Origin of the sequence: Caloramator sp. E03, assembly GCF_006016075.1 — a bacterium.
In the GTDB taxonomy this organism is placed as follows: domain Bacteria; phylum Bacillota; class Clostridia; order Clostridiales; family Caloramatoraceae; genus Caloramator_B.
In genome coordinates this window covers 104049-126500 of the sequence record NZ_CP040093.1, presented here as the reverse complement: position 1 = coordinate 126500, position 22452 = coordinate 104049, and the positions used below count along the sequence as shown (strand labels likewise).

Annotated in this window: 21 protein-coding genes; 11 read left to right on the top strand and 10 right to left on the bottom strand. The window is 29.5% G+C overall.

Annotated elements, in window-relative coordinates:
- Positions 1–69 precede the first annotated feature (69 nt).
- Positions 70–1251, bottom strand: a complete 1182-nt coding sequence (locus FDN13_RS00625; protein ID WP_138978403.1) for a PLP-dependent aminotransferase family protein — start codon at positions 1249–1251, stop codon at positions 70–72.
- A gap of 196 nt (positions 1252–1447) precedes the next feature.
- Here FDN13_RS00625 and FDN13_RS00620 point away from each other — a divergent pair, with 196 nt between their 5' ends.
- The 8 genes from FDN13_RS00620 (at position 1448) to FDN13_RS00585 (ending at position 12065) form a co-directional block, all read left to right on the top strand.
- Positions 1448–2110, top strand: coding sequence for a PrsW family glutamic-type intramembrane protease (locus FDN13_RS00620; protein WP_138978402.1), 663 nt, complete (start codon positions 1448–1450; stop codon positions 2108–2110).
- 126 nt (positions 2111–2236) lie between these two features.
- Complete coding sequence (miaB, locus tag FDN13_RS00615; protein WP_207670924.1) at positions 2237–3577, top strand: tRNA (N6-isopentenyl adenosine(37)-C2)-methylthiotransferase MiaB; 1341 nt, start codon at positions 2237–2239, stop codon at positions 3575–3577.
- Between the two features lie 115 nt (positions 3578–3692).
- Complete coding sequence (gene mutS / locus FDN13_RS00610) at positions 3693–6224, top strand: DNA mismatch repair protein MutS (RefSeq protein WP_435369333.1); 2532 nt, start codon at positions 3693–3695, stop codon at positions 6222–6224.
- A 72-nt stretch (positions 6225–6296) separates the two neighbouring features.
- Entirely contained in the window at positions 6297–7343 is a 1047-nt protein-coding gene (locus FDN13_RS00605; protein WP_138978399.1) for an IS30 family transposase, read from the top strand.
- A 297-nt stretch (positions 7344–7640) separates the two neighbouring features.
- Complete coding sequence (mutL, locus tag FDN13_RS00600; protein WP_138978398.1) at positions 7641–9464, top strand: DNA mismatch repair endonuclease MutL; 1824 nt, start codon at positions 7641–7643, stop codon at positions 9462–9464.
- 8 nt (positions 9465–9472) lie between these two features.
- The gene (miaA, locus tag FDN13_RS00595) at positions 9473–10417 is read left to right on the top strand and encodes a tRNA (adenosine(37)-N6)-dimethylallyltransferase MiaA (RefSeq protein ID WP_138978397.1); all 945 of its coding nucleotides are present in this window, start codon (positions 9473–9475) and stop codon (positions 10415–10417) included.
- A 45-nt stretch (positions 10418–10462) separates the two neighbouring features.
- A complete protein-coding gene (hfq, locus tag FDN13_RS00590) occupies positions 10463–10714 on the top strand; it encodes an RNA chaperone Hfq (protein WP_138978396.1) in 252 nt (83 codons plus the stop codon).
- Positions 10715–10778: 64 nt separating this feature from the next.
- Positions 10779–12065, top strand: coding sequence for an aminotransferase class I/II-fold pyridoxal phosphate-dependent enzyme (locus FDN13_RS00585; protein WP_138978395.1), 1287 nt, complete (start codon positions 10779–10781; stop codon positions 12063–12065).
- 33 nt (positions 12066–12098) lie between these two features.
- Here FDN13_RS00585 and lexA read toward each other — a convergent pair whose 3' ends face one another.
- On the bottom strand, positions 12099–12713 hold the full coding sequence (lexA, locus tag FDN13_RS00580; protein ID WP_138978394.1) for a transcriptional repressor LexA: 615 nt from the start codon (positions 12711–12713) through the stop codon (positions 12099–12101).
- A 267-nt stretch (positions 12714–12980) separates the two neighbouring features.
- Here lexA and FDN13_RS00575 point away from each other — a divergent pair, with 267 nt between their 5' ends.
- From FDN13_RS00575 to FDN13_RS00565, 3 genes are all read left to right on the top strand, one after another.
- On the top strand, positions 12981–14693 hold the full coding sequence (locus tag FDN13_RS00575) for an IS1634 family transposase (RefSeq protein WP_138978393.1): 1713 nt from the start codon (positions 12981–12983) through the stop codon (positions 14691–14693).
- Positions 14694–14930: 237 nt separating this feature from the next.
- The gene (yneA, locus tag FDN13_RS00570; RefSeq protein WP_138978392.1) at positions 14931–15194 is read left to right on the top strand and encodes a cell division suppressor protein YneA; all 264 of its coding nucleotides are present in this window, start codon (positions 14931–14933) and stop codon (positions 15192–15194) included.
- 76 nt (positions 15195–15270) lie between these two features.
- Positions 15271–15609 carry a hypothetical protein gene (locus FDN13_RS00565; protein ID WP_138978391.1) on the top strand — a complete coding sequence of 113 codons (339 nt, stop codon included), beginning with the start codon at positions 15271–15273 and terminating at the stop codon, positions 15607–15609.
- A gap of 3 nt (positions 15610–15612) precedes the next feature.
- Here the strand turns inward: FDN13_RS00565 and FDN13_RS00560 are convergent, their stop codons facing one another.
- From FDN13_RS00560 to FDN13_RS00530, 8 genes are all read right to left on the bottom strand, one after another.
- A complete protein-coding gene (locus tag FDN13_RS00560) occupies positions 15613–16584 on the bottom strand; it encodes a tyrosine recombinase XerC (RefSeq protein ID WP_138978390.1) in 972 nt (323 codons plus the stop codon).
- A gap of 42 nt (positions 16585–16626) precedes the next feature.
- A complete protein-coding gene (locus FDN13_RS14165) occupies positions 16627–16800 on the bottom strand; it encodes a hypothetical protein (RefSeq protein WP_168190020.1) in 174 nt (57 codons plus the stop codon).
- A 17-nt stretch (positions 16801–16817) separates the two neighbouring features.
- A complete protein-coding gene (gene proC / locus FDN13_RS00555) occupies positions 16818–17612 on the bottom strand; it encodes a pyrroline-5-carboxylate reductase (RefSeq protein WP_138978389.1) in 795 nt (264 codons plus the stop codon).
- 289 nt (positions 17613–17901) lie between these two features.
- Positions 17902–19329, bottom strand: a complete 1428-nt coding sequence (purB, locus tag FDN13_RS00550; protein ID WP_138978388.1) for an adenylosuccinate lyase — start codon at positions 19327–19329, stop codon at positions 17902–17904.
- 115 nt (positions 19330–19444) lie between these two features.
- Positions 19445–20629 carry a pyridoxal phosphate-dependent aminotransferase gene (locus FDN13_RS00545; RefSeq protein WP_138978387.1) on the bottom strand — a complete coding sequence of 395 codons (1185 nt, stop codon included), beginning with the start codon at positions 20627–20629 and terminating at the stop codon, positions 19445–19447.
- 15 nt (positions 20630–20644) lie between these two features.
- Positions 20645–21019, bottom strand: a complete 375-nt coding sequence (locus FDN13_RS00540) for a PadR family transcriptional regulator (RefSeq protein WP_138978386.1) — start codon at positions 21017–21019, stop codon at positions 20645–20647.
- Between the two features lie 4 nt (positions 21020–21023).
- A complete protein-coding gene (locus FDN13_RS00535; protein ID WP_168190019.1) occupies positions 21024–21869 on the bottom strand; it encodes a PHP domain-containing protein in 846 nt (281 codons plus the stop codon).
- Between the two features lie 232 nt (positions 21870–22101).
- Positions 22102–22362, bottom strand: a complete 261-nt coding sequence (locus FDN13_RS00530; protein WP_138978384.1) for a stage V sporulation protein S — start codon at positions 22360–22362, stop codon at positions 22102–22104.
- Positions 22363–22452 lie beyond the last annotated feature (90 nt).

The following is a 22452-nucleotide window of genomic DNA, read 5'->3' as shown; positions in this document are numbered from 1 at the left end:
TATTTTCTTAATTTTACAAATCACCCACCTAAAAAGGTGGGTGATCATATTAAAAGTGGTCTTATTTAATTATAGACTTCTTAAAACTTTTCCAAGCCTTTTAATACCTTCAACTATCTTTTCCTCAGTCATATTTGAAAAATTAAGCCTAAAATGATTTGCATGACCTCCATTTGGGAAAAAGGAACCACCAGGTACAAAGGCAACATTTTCTTTTAAGCATATTTCAAGTATTTTAGCAGCATCTAATCCTTCAGGGAGAGTAACCCATGTAAATAATCCACCCTTAGGATGAGTGAAGGTACAGCTCTTTGGAAATTCCTTTTCCATAGTTTCAAGCATAAGATCTCGTCTCTTCTTATATACTTGTTTTATTTTATTAACGTGTTCATTTAAATCATAATTTTGCATGAATATTGCAGCTTCTCTTTGTGACATTGAGTTTGTTTGAAGATCTGCTCCTTGCTTTACTATTATATACTTTGATAGTATCTCATGGTCTGCACATACCCAACCAATTCTAAGACCAGGACAGAATGTTTTTGAGAAAGTTCCAAGGTAAACAACCAAGCCTTTCTTATCAAAACTTTTAATTGAAGGTAAAACTTCACCTTCATATATTAATTCTCCATAAGGGTTATCTTCTATTATTGGAATGTTATATTTCTCAGCAAGTTCAACCATTCTTTTTCTTCTATCTACAGAAAGGGTTTTACCGGTTGGATTTTGGAAATCAGGTATAGTGTATATGAATTTAGCATTAGGATACTTTTCTAATGCTTTTTCAAGTTCCTCCATTATCATTCCATCATCGTCCATTGGAATTTCAACAAACTTAGGTTCATAAGCCTTAAATGCATTAATTGCACCTAAGTAACTTGGACTTTCACAGATAACTATATCATCTTTATCAAGAAAAATTCTTCCTGTAAAGTCAAGACCTTGCTGTGAGCCACTTGTGATTAGGATATTACTTTCATCAACTTTTACACCAGAAACTATCATTCTTTGTTCAGCAATTATTTTTCTTAGGGGCTTATATCCTTCAGTAGGACCATATTGAAGAGCAAATTTTCCTTCATCTTCAAGTACTTTTTTTGTAACAAATTCCATTTCCTTTATAGGGAATAGTTCAGGAGCTGGCATACCTCCTGCAAATGAAATTATCTCAGGCATTTCTGCAAGTTTTAAAAGCTCACGAATTTCAGAAGCCTTGAGATTGTTCATTCTGTTAGCTAGTCTAAACGCCATAAAATAAAACACCTCCAAATAAAATTAATTTAAAATAAATTTTAAGGTAAAAATAAAATAAATAATGATTTGATATAAATTTTTATTTTTAGTCAAAATCTACATTTACATTATAGCAAATTAACAGTTATATAACAATAATTGATTATAATATTCTGTAATATGAAACATATAATTAATAAGTTGAGGTGATTTTATGTTTAAAATGATTGCTTTGGCTCTTGCACCATCAATTGCATTATTAGTTTTTATCTATCAAAAGGATAGATACGATAGGGAACCAGCTCCCCTTTTAACAAAACTATTTATATATGGTATACTTTCTGTTTTCCCGGTATACATTATTGAAAGATTTCTATCAGGTTTATCAAATTATGATAATGCTTTTTTTCAGGCATTTATAGTTGCTGGCTTAACGGAAGAATATTTCAAATACTATATAATTCTGAAAACTGCTTTTAACAACAAATTCTACAACGAAAAACTTGATGGAATTGTATATAGTGTTTTTACATCTCTTGGTTTTGCAACAGCAGAAAACATTTTATATGTCTTTAATGTTAAAGCTAATTATTTATATACGGGTATTGCAAGAGCACTTTTATCTGTTCCTGCTCACATGCTATTTGCTATAACTATGGGATATTATATATCCCTATATAAATATTCAAAGTATAAAAGTGAGTATATCTATAAGGCGCTTTTTATACCTGTAATTTTACATGGAATATATGACTATATTCTTTTTTCAAGAATATATAATTATTTTGTATTATTAATAGTATTTGTAATATATCTTTGGTATATAAATTTATCTAAACTTAATAAATATGTTTTAGAATCGAAAAATAGAGAGTGAATAAACATAAATATATTTATGTAAACTAAACTAATAATAATATATAATTTACAAAATAAAACAAGATTGTGTATAATAAATATGTTGAAATATTATATTGTAGAAGGGTTGATTAACTTGGAAAAAATTCATAAGAACAAGTCATATTTCATAGAAACCTATGGATGTCAGATGAATGAAGAAGATTCTGAAAAACTCGCTGGCTTATTAAAAGGCCTTGGATATACTAATACACAGGATGTTAACTTGGCAGATGTTATTATATTTAATACATGCTGTGTTAGAGAGCATGCAGAGCTTAAAGTTTACGGTAATGTTGGGAGGCTAAAAAAACTAAAGGAAAAAAGACCTGAAATTATAATAGCTGTATGCGGGTGTATGATGCAACAAAAAGGAGTACCTGAAATTATAATGAAAAAGTTTCCTTTTGTTGATATTGTTTTCGGAACCCATAATATACATAGATTTCCTGAATTGCTTCAAAATGCACTTCAAAGTAATTCAACAATAATTGAAGTATGGAATGAAGAAGGGGAAATTATAGAGGGTATTAATATTGAACGCCAAAGCAGTATTAAAGCCTTTGTAACGATAATGTATGGTTGTAATAATTTTTGTACTTACTGTATTGTACCTTATACAAGAGGACGCGAAAGGAGCAGAAAGCCTGAGGCAATAATAAATGAAATAAAGGATCTTGCTAATAAAGGATATAAAGAAATAACTCTTCTTGGTCAAAATGTTAACTCTTATGGTAAAGATCTTGAGGATATGAGTTTTTCAAAGCTATTAAGAATGGTAAATGAAGTAGAAGGAATTGAAAGAATTAGATTCATGACATCCCACCCTAAGGATTTAACTGATGATGTTATAGAAGCAATAAGAGATTGTGAAAAAATTTGTGAACATATACATTTACCTGTACAGTCAGGTAGTACAAATATACTAAAAAAGATGAACAGAAAATACTCAAAGGAACAATATCTTGAACTTGTTGATAAGATAAAGAAAAATATAAAAGGTGTAGCATTGACAACTGATATTATTGTTGGGTTCCCTGGAGAAACGGAAGAGGATTTTAAAGAAACACTTGATCTTGTATCAAAGGTTGAATATGATTCTGCTTTTACTTTTATTTACTCAAAAAGGAAGGGTACCCCAGCTGCTGAATATGAAGATCAAATACCTGATGATGTAAAACACGAAAGATTTAACAGACTTGTTGAACTTGTTAATAGAATCTGTGAAAGAAAGAATATGGAATATAAAGATAAAATAGTTGAAGTTTTAGTCGAAGGTCCAAGTAAAACTGATAAGACAAAAATTACTGGAAGAACAAGAACAGGAAAACTTGTTCATTTTACAGCTCCAAATATTAATATTTCTGAAGGTGAACTTGTAAACGTTAAAATAACAGAACCTCAAAACTTTATATTATTTGGTGAGTTTGAAAACAAAATAAGATAGGGAGGGTATCTCCCTTTTTTTCTTACGTATATTAAAAATGTATTATATAATTATATTTAATTGAGTATTATTTTTATGTCCTTAAAAGGAGGAATGAATTTTGGCTTTAACACCAATGATGATGCAATATCTTGAAATTAAAAAGCAGTGTGAAGATTGTATACTTTTCTTTAGGCTTGGAGATTTTTATGAAATGTTTTTTGAAGATGCTGAGATTGCATCAAAGGAGCTTGAAATCGCGTTAACAGGAAGAGACTGTGGACTTGATAAAAGAGCACCAATGTGTGGGGTTCCTTATCATTCTGCAGATGCATATATTTCAAAGCTTATTCAAAAAGGTTATAAGGTTGCAATATGTGAGCAGGTTGAGGATCCTGCACTTGCAAAGGGGATTGTTAAAAGAGAAATTATAAGAATAATAACCCCAGGAACTATTATAGAAAGTAATATGCTCGATGAAAGGTCAAACAACTATATTTCATGTGTTTATATTAATGATAATGAATTTTCTATTGCCGTTTGCGACATTTCAACAGGTGAGTTTTTAACAACAAGTGCAGAAGGCACGATAATGAGAATAATTGATGAATTATCAAAATTTAATCCGTCTGAACTTATAGTTATAGAAAATAATGAACCTTTGGATGTAAAAACAGAGAAAATGATTAAAGATAAATTCAATCTTCTTTTAACATATAAAAAATATTTAAATGATGATATTAATTCTTTAAAAGAAAGGTTTAATGATTTAAAAGATATTAGTGAAATAGAACTGATTGCATGTTCCTGTCTTTATAAATATATATGCGAAAATCAAAAAAGCTCATTATCTCAAATTACAAGCATACGAAAATATGTAATAAGCGACTTTATGGTTCTTGATGCTACATCAAGAAGAAACCTTGAGCTTGCAGAAACGATAAGAGGAAAAAATTCTAAAGGCTCTCTTCTTTGGCTTCTTGACAAAACAAAGACCTCAATGGGAGGTAGAATGCTAAGAAAATGGATTGAGGAACCATTAATAAGTATCGATGAAATAAATAAGAGGCTTGATGCTGTTGAGGAATTAATTAATAATGTATATGTAGCCTGTGATTTAAAGGAGTTTTTAAAAAACATCTACGATATTGAAAGGTTAATTAGTAGAATAAGTTGTGGCGCTGCAAATGCCAGGGATTTAGTTTCTTTAAAGGAATCTTTAAAGTATCTTCCAGACATAAAATCAGCATTATCATCCTGTAAAAGCGATCTTATTAAAAATATGTATAATGATTTTGATACCCTTGATGACATATACAATCTTATAAATGAATCTATAAACGATAATCCACCTTTACAGCTTAAAGAAGGAAACCTTATAAAGGATGGATATAGTAGTGATGTAGATAAGCTTAGGGATGTCATGAAGAATGGTAAAGAATGGATTGCTAATCTTGAACAAAAAGAAAGAGAGATTACTGGCATTAAATCTTTAAAGGTAGGATATAACAAGGTTTTTGGATACTATATAGAAATTACAAAAAGTAACCTTTCAAATGTACCTGAAGGAAGATATATTAGAAAGCAAACCCTTGCAAATTGCGAAAGATATATAACTTCAGAGCTTAAAGAGATGGAGGATCTTATATTAAATTCTGAACAAAAGATAATAGATATTGAATATGAGATATTCACAGAAATAAGAAATAAAGTTGCAAAAGAAGTTATAAGAGTCCAAAAGACTGCAAGACAAATATCTATAATAGACGTACTTTTGTCTTTGGCAACTACATCTTTTGAAAACAATTATTGTAAGCCTATAATAACAAAGGATGGTAAAATTAAAATTGAAGAAGGCCGACATCCTGTTGTTGAAAAAGTATTATCAAGTATATTTGTTCCTAACGATACTAATCTTGATTTAAAAGACAATATGATTGCTATAATAACAGGACCAAACATGGCAGGTAAGTCTACATATATGAGACAAGTTGCATTGATAACTCTAATGGCACAAATAGGATGTTTTGTTCCTGCAAAGTCTGCAAGTATATCAATAGTTGATAGAATATTTACAAGGATAGGGGCTTCTGATGACTTATCTTCAGGACAAAGTACTTTTATGGTTGAGATGGCTGAAGTTGCAAGCATACTCAAAAATGCTACAAAGGATAGTCTTATATTACTTGATGAAGTTGGACGTGGAACAAGTACCTTTGATGGACTAAGTATAGCATGGGCTGTTACTGACTATATTAGTAAAAAAATAAAAGCAAAAACTTTATTTGCAACTCACTATCACGAGCTTACAGAGCTTGAAGGAAAACTTCCTGGAGTAAAAAATTATTGCATATCTGTAAGAGAACATGGTGAGGATATAATATTCTTAAGAAAAATTATTCGTGGTGGTGCTGATCAAAGCTATGGAATTCAAGTTGCAAAGCTTGCAGGCCTTCCAAATGATGTTATACTAAAGGCTAAGGAAATTTTAAATAAACTCGAAGAAAGTGATATAAATAAAAATATAAAAGCAAATTTAAAGCAAGATGAGGTTGCTGTTTCTTTGCTTAGTGATAAAGAAAAAGAAATAAATCTTTTTAATTTTAAAGAAAGAGAAATTATAGAGGAACTTAAAGAGATTCATTGTATAATTAAATGCAACAGGTAAAAAATATTTAAACCATAGTGAAAATCATGTATGATATAGGTGACAAATCCAAACATACAGGAGGTTTTCACTATGGTTCATAAAAATAATTATAACACACCTATACGTTCTTTTAAACATCTGAAATCTTATGAACGTGGAGAAATTTTTGCCTTGCTTAAAGAAGGTAAAAGTATTCGTTATATTGCTAAAAAATTAGGACGAAGTCCAAGTACTATAAGCCGTGAAATTAAACGTGGTACTGTATCACAATTAAAAAGTGATTTATCTTATTATTCAAGTTATTTCCCTGAAACTGGGCAAGCTGTCTATAAAAATCACCGCTCAAATTGCGGAGCAAAAATTAAATTGGCTAAAGTAGAAACCTTTATAAAATTTGCAGAAGAAAAAATCCGTAAAAATAATTGGTCTGTTGATACTGTCGTTGGTTATTGCAAAACTGATCCTTCTTGGAAAGATGAGTTCATTGTTTCAACTAAGACCTTATATAACTATATTGATAGAGGATTTTTATCTATACGTAATATAGATTTACCTTTAAAAACACATTTAAAACCTAAAAAGAAAAGAATTAGGGAGAACAAACGCCTTTTAGGTAAAAGTATTGATTTAAGGCCTGAACAAATTAATTCTCGTCAAGAATTTGGACATTGGGAAATAGATACTGTTATAGGTAAAAAATCAGGCGATAAAGCTCTTTTAACTTTAACAGAACGTAAATCCCGTTATGAAATAATAATGCTTTTAGATAATAAAGATGCTAAGTCTGTTGATGATTCTATAAAGAGACTTATGGAAGTATATAAGGATAATTTTAAAAAGATTTTCAAGAGTATTACGGCAGATAATGGAGTTGAATTTAGTAATTTACAATTCATTCTTAAAAAATATGATGTTGAGGTATATTATACCCATCCCTTTTCTTCTTTTGAAAGAGGAACTAACGAACGACATAATGGTCTTATACGTCGTTTTATCCCTAAGGGAAAGAGTATAAAGGATATATCTATTGATACCATTAAAAGAATTCAAAATTGGATGAATACACTCCCACGAAAATTACTAAATTACAAAACTCCTGAAAAATTTTTTTACGAGGAATTATTAAAAATAGCCTAAATCATATTATGAATATTGTAGATGCCACTTGTGGTATGTCAAGGGTAAAGCTACGCCTGCTACGCAGCCCTTGACATACCCCTGCGTGACATATAGATTGATAATTAAGATGGATTTAAGGCTATTTTGACTATTTTTAGTCCTTATACTACATGATTTTTCACAGAGTGTTGCATTTATTATTGCAATTTAAGGAGGAACTTAAAGAACTAGATGTTTTAAATATGACTCCTATTGATGCAATGAACTATCTATATAAGATTTGCACGAAAGCCAAAAAAATTTAGGAGTGGTTAAATGGGTAATATAAGAATTTTAGATGAAAAAACAATAAATAAAATAGCAGCTGGAGAGGTAATAGAAAAACCTGCTTCTATAGTAAAGGAACTTGTTGAAAATTCCATAGATTCAGGTGCAAAGGAAATTATTGTTGAAGTTAAAAATGGAGGCATCTCATATTTAAAGGTTTCCGATGATGGCTGTGGAATAGATAATGAGGATTTAGAAACGGCTTTTTTAAGGCATGCAACAAGTAAGATAAAAAATGAAAAAGATCTTGAAAGTATAGCAACTTTAGGCTTTAGAGGTGAGGCTCTTGCAAGTATTGCTGCAGTATCAAAGGTAGAAATGATTTCTAAAAAGAGTGATGATAGTATTGGCTCAAGGATTGAAATTGAAGGAGGAAAAATATTATCAAAGGAGTATTGTGGTTCAAAGAATGGTACAACGATTACTGTTAAAGATATATTTTTTAATACTCCAGCGAGGCTTAAGTTTTTAAAATCCCCTTCAAAGGAAGGAATGTATATAACTGAAATAATGCAAAATTTAGCTTTATCTCACGTTGATATTTCATTTAAATATTACTTAAACGATAAGCTGATATTTGCAACTAAAGGTGATGGAGATTTAAAGTCCGTTCTTCTTGCAATACACGGAAGAGAAGTAATAAAAAACTTAATACAATTAAATCATATTGGCAATATTGCAACAATAAAAGGTTATATTGGTAATAGCAGTATTGCAAAGGGAAGTAGAAGTGGACAATCTATCTTTGTAAATAAAAGATATATAAAGAATAAAACAATTACCGCTGCTATAGAAACAGCTTATAAATCTATATTAACAATAAATAAATATCCTTTTTTTGTTGTAGAACTATATGTAAACCCTGAATTTGTTGATGTAAACGTTCATCCAGCAAAGTCAGAAGTAAAGTTTCAAGACGATAATGGTATATTTAAGGATGTATATAATGGTGTAAAAAATGCTTTGCTTTCACAGAATTTGATTGTTGATATTCAAGAATCTAAGCAAAATTTATTAAAAGAAATACCAAAAATAGATTATGAGCAGCAAAAAATTAGTATAGATTTTGATATGAATGAAAGCATAAAGGAAGAAAGGACAATTTTTAATAATAATTATGAAAATAGAAAGGAAAATAATTGTGTTGATAAAAAGAAAGAGGAGACAATATACAATAATAATGTAGAAGATATAACTAAAAAGATAGATGATAAAATTAGTTTTAAGATACCAAAATTCGAACCTTTAACGATTATAGGGCAAATGCACTTTACTTATATAATAGCTGAAGGAGAAAATGAACTTTATATAATTGATCAGCATGCAGCTCATGAGAGAATATGTTATGAAAAATATTTTGATGAATATAAAAATACGGGTATATATAGTCAAAGCCTTGCTGTGCCAATAATTATTGATCTTTCTATTAGTGAAAAACAACTGGTTTTAGATAACATAGATTTTTTTAAACAATTTGGATTTGAAATTGAAGAGTTTGGTGGGAATTCAATATCTATAAGAAGTATTCCAGTTATTTATGGAAATCCTAATACTAAAGAATTATTTATGGAGATAATGTCAATACTTAATAACGTAAATAATGAAAGAACAAATATAATAGATAAAACTATATATACATTAGCTTGTAAAAGTGCAATAAAGGCTGGTGATAAGCTAAACTATAAGGAGATGTTTGAACTTATTGATAGATTGAGATATTGCGAAAATCCATATACTTGTCCTCATGGACGTCCTACAATTATAAAAATGACAGTAAATGAACTTGAAAAGAAATTTAAAAGAATTCAATAGGTGATAGAATGAAGAAGGATATAGTTATAATAACAGGCCCAACGGCTTCAGGTAAGACTGAAATATCTATTGAGCTTGCTAAGAGAATTAATGGTGAAATAGTATCTGCAGACTCTATGCAAATATATAAATATATGGATATAGGTTCTGCAAAACCAACTTTAGAGGAAATGCAGGGTATACCTCACTATATGATAGATATAGTTGATCCAAAGGAAGAATTCAGTGTTGCTTTATATAGAAAGATGGCTGGAGAGTGTATAGATAATATAATAAAAAGAGGCAAAGTACCAATCGTTGTTGGAGGTACAGGACTTTATATTAATTCTCTTACATATCCCCTTGATTTTACAAATACAGCAAACGATAAGGAATATCGCTTATATCTTCAGGGCTTAGCTGAAGAATATGGAGGAGAACATATTCACCTTATGCTTAAGGAAGTAGATATCGAAACTGCTAATAGGCTACATCCCAATGATATTAAAAGAATTATAAGAGCTCTTGAAGTTTATAAAAATACTGGAAAAACTATGTCTGAATATCAAAAAGAATCAAAAAATAAACCAATTGAATATAATATCGCATATATTGGACTTTACATGGATAGACAAAAGTTATATGATAGAATAAATAAAAGAGTAGATAAAATGTTTGAAAAAGGTCTTATAGAAGAAGTTAAAAAATTAAAAGAAATGGGATATAATAAAAATATGACTTCTATGCAAGGTATAGGTTACAAAGAAGTTCTTGATTATCTTGATGGGCTTTATACTTTGGATGAAACTATAGATATAATAAAACAAAGTACAAGGCGTTATGCAAAACGTCAGCTTACTTGGTTTCGAAGAGAAAATAGGATATATTGGATTGATCTTGATAATTTTAATAGTCTTGATGAAATTTTAGAAAATATTATATTCTATATTGAAAGCAAAATCAATCTCGTATAGAATATATATATATTATAATCATATTTTGCCTTGGAGGATGATGCTATGAATAAAAACGCTAATAATCTTCAGGATGTTTTTTTAAATCAAGCAAGAAAAAATAAAGTAGGAGTTGCAATACATCTTGTTAATGGATTTCAGTTAAAAGGTTTTGTAAAAGGCTTTGATAGCTTTACCATAATACTCGAAAATGAAGGCAAGCAGATTATGGTTTATAAGCATGCAGTATCTACTATAACTCCTACAATTCCAGTACTTTATACACCTACATCAAATAATTCTGAAGAAAAAGAATGATATATGCCCTCAAATTGAGGGTATTTATTTTGCTTCATTATATTAAATTTGCTTGGAGGTTAATATGCTTGAAATATATAAAAGGATGCTAAAAGAACGCTTTAATATTTGTGATGAAGTTATTAAAATGTCACAAAAGGCTTTAGATGACATATCTGATATTATCAAAGAAATAGATGAGATTAAAGAATATAATCAATCAAAGGTTCTCTATGCAATGCAGCAAGAAAGGCTTTCTGATGCTCATTTTACAAATACAACAGGATATGGATACGGAGATATTGGGAGAGATACTTTAGATAGAGTTTATTCGAGAGTGTTTTGCTGCGAAGATTCACTTGTAAGGCCACATATAGTTTCTGGAACACATGCAATAACTCTTGCTTTAAGTGGTAATTTAAGGCCCAATGAAACCCTTTTATCTATAACAGGAAAGCCTTACGATACACTCCTTCAGGTGATTGGAATAGAAGGGGAGAATAATGGATCATTAAAAGAGTTTGGGATAAAATATAAGCAAATTGAGTTGCTTGAAAATGGGAAGATTGATATAAATTCTGTTGTTGATGCTATAAAAAATGATGAAAGTATAAAAATGGTTACTATCCAGCGTTCAACAGGATATGGTTGGAGGCCGGCTTTACAAATAGATGATATAAAAGAAGCTATTTTAGCAGTAAAAGCAATAAAAGAAGATATTATATGCTTTGTAGATAACTGTTATGGTGAATTTATAGATATTTTAGAACCAACAGAAGTCGGAGCTGATATAATTGCAGGATCCCTTATAAAAAACATAGGAGGAGGAATCGCTCCTACTGGAGGATATGTATGTGGGAAGAAAAAATATGTGGAGCAGGCAGCTTATAGGCTTACAGCTCCAGGACTTGGTAAAGAATGTGGTTCTACTTTTGGAGTTATAAGACATATATTTCAAGGTCTTTTTTTGGCACCACATATAACTTCAGAAGCCTTAAAATCATCGATATTCTGTTCAAGGTTAATGGAGATTGCAGGATTTGAAGTATCACCAAAATACAATGAGAAAAGAAGCGATATAATTCAAGCAATAAAGTTTAATAATGAAAAGGATCTTATTAATTTTTGTAAGGGTATCCAAAAAGGATCTCCTGTAGATTCCTTTGTAGAATGTGAGCCTTGGGATATGCCGGGTTATACAGATCAAGTAATAATGGCAGCAGGAGCATTTATTCAAGGATCATCAATAGAATTAAGTGCTGATGCACCAATTAGACCACCTTATATAGCATATCTTCAAGGAGGACTAACCTTTGAACATGCCAAAATAGGTATAATGATAGGTTTATCAAACGTTTTAAATAATAAATAGATATAAAAATAAAAAGTCCCAATTTGGGGCTTTTTATTTTATCTTTCTAAACAAACCAATTGCCTTACCAAGTATTTTGCAATCTTTAACTATTATTGGTTCCAAAGCCGGGTTTTCAGGTTGAAGTCTAATATAATCTTTTTCTTTATAAAATCTTTTAACTGTTGCACTGTCATCCACGAGAGCTACAACTATATCACCATCAATAGCAGTTGATTGTTGTTCTATAATGATATAATCTCCATCTAAAATTCCACTTCCTATCATACTGTCGCCTTTTATTTGAAGCATGAAAAGGTTATTTTTATTAGAAAAATAAGTTGTTGGCAGTGGAAAAGTATCTTCTATATTTTCAACAGCAAGTATTGGTGTACCAGCAGCAACGGATCCAACAATTGGTACGGATATTATCTCTTTATTATATGCTCTATCATCGAGTATTTCAATAGCTCTTGGTTTTGTAGGATCTCTTCTTATGTAGCCTTTCTTTTCGAGTTTTGCAAGATGGCCATGTACTGTAGAAGTTGATTTAAGGCCTACAGCACTACATATTTCACGTACTGATGGAGGGTATCCTTTAATTGATATCTCATGCTTTATAAAATCAAGAATTTCTTGTTGTTTATCAGATAAATCATTATTAATCATACCTTTACACCCCCTAATTTTAAATTTATATAAATTATAGCATAAAATAAAACAATGTTCAAACTTTTGTTCGAAGTATATTGACAACAGAACAAAAGTTCTTTATACTGGAATTAGAAATCGGGTCTTTGACAGTTGCAAGACAAAAAAAGTGCCTTAAAGCCTTGATATAGGCTTATTTTTTTGTCAAATTTTAAATTTTTATAGTGCACAATGTGTAACAATGTGTTATAATATAGATATAAATATATGAAGAGATGTGAAAAAATGAGATTACAAATTGTTAAATCAAAAAATGCAGCATCCTTATATGTAGTTAAATCTGTTTATGAAAAAGGCAAGCGTACATCAAAAGTAGTTGAGAAGCTTGGCACTTATGATGAACTTTTAAAAAAACTAAACGGACAAGACCCTATAGAATGGGGGAAGAGGTACGTTGAAGAGTTAAATAGAAAAGAAAAAGAAGAGAAAAGAGAAATATTAGTAAAATACTCGCCTGTTAAACAAATTAACAAGGACGAACAGCATACTTTTAATGGTAGTTACTTGTTTTTACAAAAAATATATAACGAGCTTGGGCTGCAAAATATCTGTAAAAATATTTCGGATAAACATAAATTTAATTTTAATCTAAATTCAATACTATCAAGATTAATTTATGCAAGAATTATTTATCCATCATCTAAGCTTGCTACATACGAACTATCAAAAAAATTTATTGAGCAGCCTGATTTTGAGCTTCAGCATATTTATAGAGCTTTAGAAGTGATTTCACAAGAAACAGATTTTATTCAGTCAGAATTATACAAGAACAGTCTTAAAGTTTGCAATCGTAATAAAGGAGTTCTCTATTATGACTGCACCAACTATTTCTTTGAAATTGAACAGGAAGAAGGATTAAAACAGTATGGAGTATCGAAGGAACATAGACCCAATCCAATTGTTCAAATGGGACTTTTCATGGATGGAGACGGCATCCCCCTTGCATTTTGTATAAACAAAGGTAATACTAATGAACAAGTAACTTTAAAACCTTTAGAGCAAAAAATTATATCCGAATTTGGGCTTTCAAAATTTATCATTTGTACAGATGCAGGGCTTGCATCTACAGCAAACAGAAAATTTAATAATATACAAAATCGAGCTTTTATTACTACACAATCTATTAAAAAATTAAAATCACATTTAAAAGAATGGGCGTTAGACCCCAAAGGATGGCATCTTAGCGATTCAGACAAAGTATATAATTTAAACGAAATTGACGAAGAAACAGATATTAATAAAATTTTTTATAAGGAACGCTGGATAAAAGAAGACGGGCTTGAACAAAAACTTATTGTAACATTTTCCTTGAAATATAGAAACTATCAAAGAACTATAAGAGGTAACCAAATAGAGAGAGCTCAAGAGGTTATTGATACCAATCCTACAAAATTGAAGAAATGTAATGCTAATGATTACAAACGCTTTATTTCAAAGACTCACTGCACACCTGACGGTGAAGTAGCTGAAAAAGAATTATACAGCATTAATGCTGATTTAATAGCACAAGAGGCAATGTATGATGGTTTTTACGCAGTATGTACAAATATAAGTGATGATGCTGCCGCAATTATAAAAATTAATAGAAGGCGTTGGGAAATAGAAGAGTCCTTCCGTATTATGAAATCAGAGTTTAAGGCAAGACCAGTATATTTAAGAAGAGATGATAGAATAAAAGCGCATTTTACAACTTGTTTCATTTCCCTGATGATATATAGGCTATTAGAAAAAAAGCTTTCAGAAAAATATACGTGTAGCGATATTATATCAGAACTTAGAGAAATGAATTTTTATGAGATTAAGAATGAGGGCTATATTCCAATATATACAAGGACCGATTTTACAGATGATTTACATGACAAATTTGGCTTTAGAACGGATTATCAAATAATTAATATGAAACAAATGAAAAAAATTTTTAAAGACACGAAAAAATAAAAAACATTGTTCACTTTTTTGAAAAGTATAAAAGCCTGAGAGCCCTTGATATTCAATGGTTCTACAGGCTTTTTGCTTCGCGCAACTGTCAAAGATGAGATTATAGCATAAAATAAAACAATGTTCAAACTTTTGTTCGAAGTATATTGACAACAGAACAAAAGTTCTTTATACTGGAATTAGAAATCAAGAACAGCTGTTCTGTTATAATGAGTATTGAAGAAAGAGGGGAGTTTAATGAAATCTATGAAAAGGTGTATATTATTTATAATGCTTATAATAATATTATTACTATCTTTTGCGTTTAATGATAAAACAAAAGCAGAGCGTACATATACAAAAATAACAGTATATAGTGGTGATACTCTTTGGAGCATTGCAAAAAAATATGGCTCTAATCAAAAAGATATAAGAAAAACTATATATGATATTAAAAAGATTAATAAACTAAATTCTTCAATAATAGTACCTGGAGAACAGCTATTAATACCTGTTGATTAGTTGATTAATTGTTATTTACTTTTTTAAAATAGTTTATTATAATTTAGTATAAAATAATGAAAAGGAATGATGAATTATGAGCAAAAATTGTATACTTGAAACAAGTAAGATATGTAATGGTTGTAATAAATGTAATATATGCGACCTTAATCCAGAAAAGATTTGTGATAATTGCGGCAAATGCCTTGAAATAGATGATAAAGATTACATTGAAATTAAAATAGAAGGGATTTTGGATGGGGAAGAAGAGATAGAAGAATATATCTTTGAAATAGAAGAAGGAGACAATGAAAGTTTAGAAGAAAACGAAGATGATGGATTTAATGATTGTTTATATATAGAAGATATCCCGAAGTTAAAAGAAGAATATGACAAAAAAATAAATGAAATACTAAGAAGAAAAAGAGTAGAATAGATACTACTCTTTTTCTTCTGATAGAGGATTAGATTTTATAGCTTCTCTTAACTTTTCGTCATCAATATGGGTATATATCTGTGTTGTAGATACACTTTCATGGCCCAATATTTGCTGTAGCGCTCTAATATCAACATGTCCATATTTATACATTAAAGTAGCAGCAGTGTGTCTTAACTTATGTGGAGTATACTTATTATCATATAAACCTGCTTTTTTTATAAATTTTTTTACAAGAACTTCAACAGTAATTTTGCTAATTCTTTTCTTTCTCTCACTAAGAAACAGAGCATCCTTATCAATAACCCCATCTTTTGGTCTTACAGCAAGATAGTTTTCTATAGCCTTAATGCAGGCTGAATTTAAATACACGGTTCTTTCCTTGTTTCCCTTACCAATTACCGTTAATGTATCTCCTTTGATTTTACTAATATCAATTCCTATAAGTTCTGATAGCCTTAGCCCACAGTTTAAAAATAGCACCAAAATAGCATAATCTCTTTCTTTGTTTCTTCCGTCAACAATACTTAAAAGCTGCTTGCTTTGTTCTAAAGTAAGATATACAGGGTGCCTTTTTTCTATTTTAGGAGATTCAAGCTCCCTTGCGGGGTTTTCTTTTATTATCTTAACTTTTGTTTCAAGGTAATTAAAAAATGATTTAATAGCTGCTGTTTTTCTTGCTCTTGCATAGGCGCTATTATCTCTTTTCAAGGTAACATAATTAATAAAAGAGTATAGATCAGAAAGTCTAATTGATTTTATGAATTCCTCATCTATATCGCCAATATAGATATCTTCAATATCGTCTTTTAAATTTTTCTTTACTTTTTTTATATACTTTAAAAATAATCTTAAATCAGTTTTATAACCATCTATTGTATTTTGAGATTTTCCTTTTATAGTGCAAAGATATCCCAAAAAATCATTTAATATTGAAGGAAGATTTTCATCAAATATGCTGATATGTTCCTCCAAGCCATCCCCTCCTCTTAATTTTATAAACATTATGCTAAATTATTATTTAGCATAATGTTTTCTCCCTCTCTCTTCATGTACTTTTGGGTTTGTATTTTGATTATGCTTTTTATTTTGTTTTTTAAAACTGCTTGAAGTCTCTATTAATAATATAAATGCTACAAACATAAATAATAAAATAGATGATATAAACAATATAACTCTCAATATTATCATTAAAATCCACCTCAAAACTATCTAATATTGTTTATATCGAGGTTCTTTTTGTAAGTGTTAATAATACATTCAATTATTGCACTTCTAAAGCATTTTTCTTCAAGTGTTCTAACTCCCTCAATTGTTGTTCCTCCAGGTGAACATACCATGTCTTTTAGTTCTCCAGGGTGTTTTCCTGATGTCATAGAAAGTTTTGCACTTCCAAGTAAAGTTTGCTGAGCAACTTTATAAGCATCATCCCTTGGAATACCTAAAAGTACAGCTGCATCAGCCATAGCCTCAATAAACATAAAAACATAAGCTGGGCCACTGCCTGATACTGCTGAATATGCGTTTATATAATTTTCTTTTGTTTCAATAACATAACTAAAAGAACTTAGTAATTTTTTAATTTCCATTTTTTCATTTTCATTAATAAGATTATCAAAGCAAAGTGCTGTAAGACCTTCTTGCACTAATGCAGGGGTATTGGGCATTATCCTTGCAACTTTTCTTTCTCCTATTATTTGTTTTATGCTATCTATTTTATATCCAGCAGCCATAGATATTAATACATTATCATCTTTTATGTAGTTTTTTACTTCATTCAATACATCATTATATACATTTGGTTTGATTGCTAAAAATACATATTTGCTATTTTTAAAAACATCTATATTATTTTCGCATATCACTATACCTTTTAGTCCCATAGCATCAAGTTTTTCTTTGTTTGGGTCAAATACACATATTTCGTTAGGATTTATATTATTTTTAATCATACCATTAATCATTGCATTAGCCATATTCCCGCAACCTATAAAACCTATCATATTTTTTACCTCCTGCGTTTTTATTTAATTTTATCATAAAAAAATGAAATTGATAACATGTCCAAAATTAATAACAACGGTGGATAATAGATGTTTATAACTTTGAATATTTTATAATATTTACTTTCATATTTATATTATTTTTTCGACTTTTATTAATTGATAATGTATATCAAATAAAAAATAAAATAGTTGTCGAATATAAATTTAATTTATAAATATATATTCGACATAAAATAAAAAAACAGAAGGCATTGTTAAATATAAAACAATACCTTCTGTTCAAATATTATACATTTATTTCAACAGAAATATTTTCATTACTTTCTAATAATATAGGGTCTACTTCAAACTTTATATATTCTTCAACTTGTTCTTTAGATCTGCCTATATAATTTTCGGGTCTTAGTGCGTTTAGTACTTCTTCTTTTTCAAGCTTAAAACTTTGATCTGCACAAATCCTTTCTATCAAATCATTGCTTTCTCCCATTTCTTTAACTTTTTTAGCTGCTTCCATAGAGTGTATTCTAATTTTCTCATGAAGCTCTTGTCTGTCCCCACCTTTTTTTACGGCTTCCATTAAAATGTTTTCTGTAGCCATAAAAGGTAGTTCTTCTTTTACGTGTTTTTCTATAACCTTTGGATATACAACTAATCCGGAAGTCACATTTATATAAAGATTAAGTATTCCATCTACTGCAAGGAAAGATTCTGGTATCACAATTCTTCTATTTGCGGAATCGTCAAGGGTTCTTTCAAACCATTGGGTTGAAGCAGTAATAGCAGGGTTTAATGAATTAATAATAACATATCTTGCAATAGATGATATTCTTTCACTTCTCATAGGATTTCTCTTGTATGCCATAGCCGAGGAGCCAATCTGATTCTTCTCAAATGGTTCTTCTATTTCTTTTAAGCTTTGAAGTATTCTAATATCATTACTAAATTTATAGGCACTTTCTGCAATAGAAGATAAAACGTTTAATACAAGCATATCCTGTTTTCTAGGATAAGTTTGACCAGTAACTTTAAAATATTTATCTTTAAATCCCATCTTTTCACATATTATTTCATCAAGTTTTTTAACTTTTTCATGATCATTTTCAAATAATTTTAAAAAACTTGCTTGTGTTCCTGTTGTACCTTTAACTCCTAAAAGCTTTAAATTGTCAATTACAAAATCAAGGTACTCAAGATCGCATACCAAATCTTGAATCCAAAGGCATGCTCTTTTTCCAACTGTTGTGAGTTGGGCTGGTTGAAGATGAGTAAATGCAAGGCAAGGTAGATTTCTATATTCAAAGGCAAAGTCTCTTAAATTTTTTATACATTGAATAAGTTTTTTACGTAATAAAAGTAAACCTTCTTTAATTATTACAACATCTGTGTTATCACCAACATAACAGCTTGTTGCTCCAAGGTGTATCATGCCTTTTGCCTTTGGGCATTGCATCCCATAAGCATGTACATGAGACATAACATCATGTCTTGTTTCCTTTTCTTTTTTTTCAGCTTCTTCATAATTTATGTCATAAATATGCTCTTTCATTTCATCTATCTGGTCTTGAGTTATATTAAGACCTAAATCCTTTTCTGTTTCAGCAAGAGCAACCCAAAATTTTCTCCAGGTTGAAAACTTACTTTCATCAGAAAATATTTTACACATTTCTTTGCTGGCATATCTTTTTATTAAAGGGCTTTCATATAAATCGTGCATATTCATCATCTCCTACGAATATTATTTAATTTATTCAATAAATATTACGATATATGCCGATTATAACATAAAAAAAAGAAAAAAGACAAGGCAATACCTTATCTTTTTAGCATACTTACTTAAGAAAATTTTCTAATCTATTTAAACCTTCAATTATGTTGTCCATTGATGTTGCATAAGATAGTCTTATATAATCATCGGCACCAAAGGCTATTCCTGGGATAGCTGCAACCTTTTCTTTTTCTAAAAGGGCATTGCAAAAATCAACAGAATTTTTTATTTCATATTCTTTTATTTTTTTATTTTTAATGTTAGATATATTTACCATAACATAAAAAGCACCTTGTGGCTTATTACATGATATCCCTTTTATTGAATTAATCTTTTCTACCATATAATTACGCCTTAATTCAAATTCTTTCCTCATTTTTTCTATTTCGCCCTGAGGCCCTGTTAATGCTTCAACACTTGCATATTGGGCAATAGAATTTGGATTTGATGTTGCATGACTTTGTACATTAGACATAACATTTGCTATGTTTTCTCCTGATGCGGTATATCCTATTCTCCAACCTGTCATTGAGTATGCTTTAGACATCCCATTTATTACTATAGTTCTTTTCCTTATTTCATCATTTAATGAAGCAATGCTTATGTGATTTATTCCATCATATATCAACTTTTCGTAAATCTCATCAGATATAATGACTAAATCTTTTTCAACAGCAATATCTGCAATCATTTTTAATTCTTCCAACGTATAAACTGCACCAGTAGGATTATTTGGGCTATTTAATACTATAGCCTTTGTTTTATTCGTTATAGCTTTTTCTAAATCTTCTTTAGTAAATTTAAATGAATTTTCCTCCTTAGTTTCAACGTAAACTGGAATAGCATCAACAAGTTTTATAAGCTCTGGATAGCTTACCCAATATGGTACAGGAACAATCACTTCATCTCCAGGGTTACAAATTGCAAAAAAAGCATTAAAAAGTGAATGCTTTGCACCATTTGAGATTACAATTTGAGATGTATTATAATCAAGATTATTTTCAGATTTGAGCTTTTGGCATATAGCTTTCTTTAGCTCATTAATACCAGAGGAAGGTGTATACTTTGTTTTGCCTTTCTTTATTGCTTCTATTGCAGCGTTTTGTATATTTAATGGTGTATTAAAGTCAGGTTCACCAGCACCAAAGCTTACAACATTTATTCCTTCCTCTTTCATTTTATTTGCTTTAGCTGTTATTGCAAGAGTTACTGATGAAGATATTTGCTGTGCTTTTCTTGAAAGTTCCATATTCATTCCTCCTTATTAATTTTTATAAATGGTTTTAAGAGTTGCATCAATTATTTTTAAAGATTCATCAAGAAGGGGCTTATATATTAGTTTAAGTTTTTCATATTGTTTAATTCCAATATCAGTTATTTTATAATGCCTTTTTGTTTTTTTATCGGGTTCATCCCACCATCCTTCAATCAACATATCATCTTCCATATCACGTAATAAAGGATAAATCATTCCAGGGCTTGGGCGCCAACTATAACTTAAACTTTTTTCAATTTTATCTATTATCTCATTCCCATAACAGCTCTTTTCTGATAAGAAGTGGAGAATAAATAGTTTTACTATAGCTGTTGTGTTTAGTTTATTTGGGAATTGTCTATTCCTATTATCTCCACTTGGCATTTTATCACCTCTTTACACTTTCTAAGCGTTTTAATAACGTACTATTAATACCATAGTTACCAAGTAAATATTCACCATTATTTAAAATACCATGACAATCACTACCACCAGTTATTACCATATCATTTTCTAATGCAATTTTATAAAGAAACTCTGATTGTTTATTGTTTTGCAGTGAGTGAAATACTTCGATTCCAATTGCACCACATTCTTTAAATTTAATTATAAGTTGTTTTATGTCATTTAAATTTAACTTTTCATCTATTACAAAGGGATGAGCAATAACAGGCAGTCCTCCTACTTTTTTTATTAAAGCAATTGCATCTTCAGTTGATAATTTATATCTTTCTACATAACCAGGTTTTCCTCTTTCTAAAAGATTTTCAAAGGCTTCTATGGTGTCTTTGAAATAACCTTTTTTAACAAGTAAACGCCCTATATGTGGTCTTCCTAAAGATTTTGTTTTACTATCAGCTTGCAATCTTATCTCCTCAATACTGATATCATAACCAAGATCTTTTATACGCTCTACCATTTTATTTATTCTTTGTATTCTTGATTGTTGTATGTAACTTAAAAATTCTAAAAGTTCTTCATTTTTATAATCAATATAATAACCTAATATGTGAACCTCAAGTTCATTAAAATACGTACTTAGCTCTATCCCTGGTATAAAATCTATTTTATATTTTTTAGATAAACTATTACAGGTGTCTAAAGCATAAACCGTATCATGATCTGTTATTGAAAAGCCTTTAAGACCTTTTTTCTTAGCAACTTCAAATATTTTATTAGGATCAAGAAGACCATCTGATGCAGTTGAATGTATATGAAGATCATATTCTATCATAAATATCACCATAATAACATTTTTATATTAAATATAGCATTTAATGTTTTTTGTGTCTATAGTTAAGTAAAAGATTTCTTGTAATGCTACTATTTATTTAAGAGAATATTTAAATACTAAAAGTTAACATAATATGTATTATGTTATTACTTTGAAATAAATTATAAATGCCATATATTTTATACATGGCATTTATATGAATAAACCAAATAAATAAAAAATAATAATACTATTATCTTGGTTCTACAATAAATTTAATGGCAGTTCTTTCTTCACCATCAATAACTATGTCTGTAAAAGCAGGAATGCATACGAGATTAAGACCACTTGGAGCCATAAAACCTCTTGCTATTGCTATTGCTTTTACTGCCTGGTTAATTGCTCCAGCCCCTATTGCTTGCACTTCAGCAGAGCCATTATCTCTTAACACACCGGACAAAGCTCCTGCAACAGCGTTTGGATTTGATTTTGCTGAAACTTTTAATACTTCCATTATAATACCCCCTTAAGGACTGATATAATTAGTCTTTTACATTAATATTCTACAAAGTAAAAAAATTTCCTTCTTAAAAATAAAAAATAA

Excerpts from the sequence above, each read along its gene's own strand:
- FDN13_RS00625 (WP_138978403.1), bottom strand. The coding sequence starts at position 1,251 with ATGGCGTTTAGACTAGCTAACAGAATGAACAATCTCAAGGCTTCTGAA.
- FDN13_RS00620 (WP_138978402.1), top strand. The coding sequence starts at position 1,448 with ATGTTTAAAATGATTGCTTTGGCTCTTGCACCATCAATTGCATTATTA.
- mutS (WP_435369333.1), top strand. The coding sequence starts at position 3,693 with ATGATGATGCAATATCTTGAAATTAAAAAGCAGTGTGAAGATTGTATA.
- FDN13_RS00605 (WP_138978399.1), top strand. The coding sequence starts at position 6,297 with ATGGTTCATAAAAATAATTATAACACACCTATACGTTCTTTTAAACAT.
- mutL (WP_138978398.1), top strand. The coding sequence starts at position 7,641 with ATGGGTAATATAAGAATTTTAGATGAAAAAACAATAAATAAAATAGCA.
- miaA (WP_138978397.1), top strand. The coding sequence starts at position 9,473 with ATGAAGAAGGATATAGTTATAATAACAGGCCCAACGGCTTCAGGTAAG.
- hfq (WP_138978396.1), top strand. The coding sequence starts at position 10,463 with ATGAATAAAAACGCTAATAATCTTCAGGATGTTTTTTTAAATCAAGCA.
- FDN13_RS00585 (WP_138978395.1), top strand. The coding sequence starts at position 10,779 with ATGCTTGAAATATATAAAAGGATGCTAAAAGAACGCTTTAATATTTGT.
- lexA (WP_138978394.1), bottom strand. The coding sequence starts at position 12,713 with ATGATTAATAATGATTTATCTGATAAACAACAAGAAATTCTTGATTTT.
- FDN13_RS00575 (WP_138978393.1), top strand. The coding sequence starts at position 12,981 with ATGAGATTACAAATTGTTAAATCAAAAAATGCAGCATCCTTATATGTA.
- yneA (WP_138978392.1), top strand. The coding sequence starts at position 14,931 with ATGAAATCTATGAAAAGGTGTATATTATTTATAATGCTTATAATAATA.
- FDN13_RS00565 (WP_138978391.1), top strand. The coding sequence starts at position 15,271 with ATGAGCAAAAATTGTATACTTGAAACAAGTAAGATATGTAATGGTTGT.
- FDN13_RS14165 (WP_168190020.1), bottom strand. The coding sequence starts at position 16,800 with ATGATAATATTGAGAGTTATATTGTTTATATCATCTATTTTATTATTT.
- proC (WP_138978389.1), bottom strand. The coding sequence starts at position 17,612 with ATGATAGGTTTTATAGGTTGCGGGAATATGGCTAATGCAATGATTAAT.
- purB (WP_138978388.1), bottom strand. The coding sequence starts at position 19,329 with ATGCACGATTTATATGAAAGCCCTTTAATAAAAAGATATGCCAGCAAA.
- FDN13_RS00545 (WP_138978387.1), bottom strand. The coding sequence starts at position 20,629 with ATGGAACTTTCAAGAAAAGCACAGCAAATATCTTCATCAGTAACTCTT.
- FDN13_RS00540 (WP_138978386.1), bottom strand. The coding sequence starts at position 21,019 with ATGCCAAGTGGAGATAATAGGAATAGACAATTCCCAAATAAACTAAAC.
- FDN13_RS00535 (WP_168190019.1), bottom strand. The coding sequence starts at position 21,869 with ATGATAGAATATGATCTTCATATACATTCAACTGCATCAGATGGTCTT.
- FDN13_RS00530 (WP_138978384.1), bottom strand. The coding sequence starts at position 22,362 with ATGGAAGTATTAAAAGTTTCAGCAAAATCAAATCCAAACGCTGTTGCA.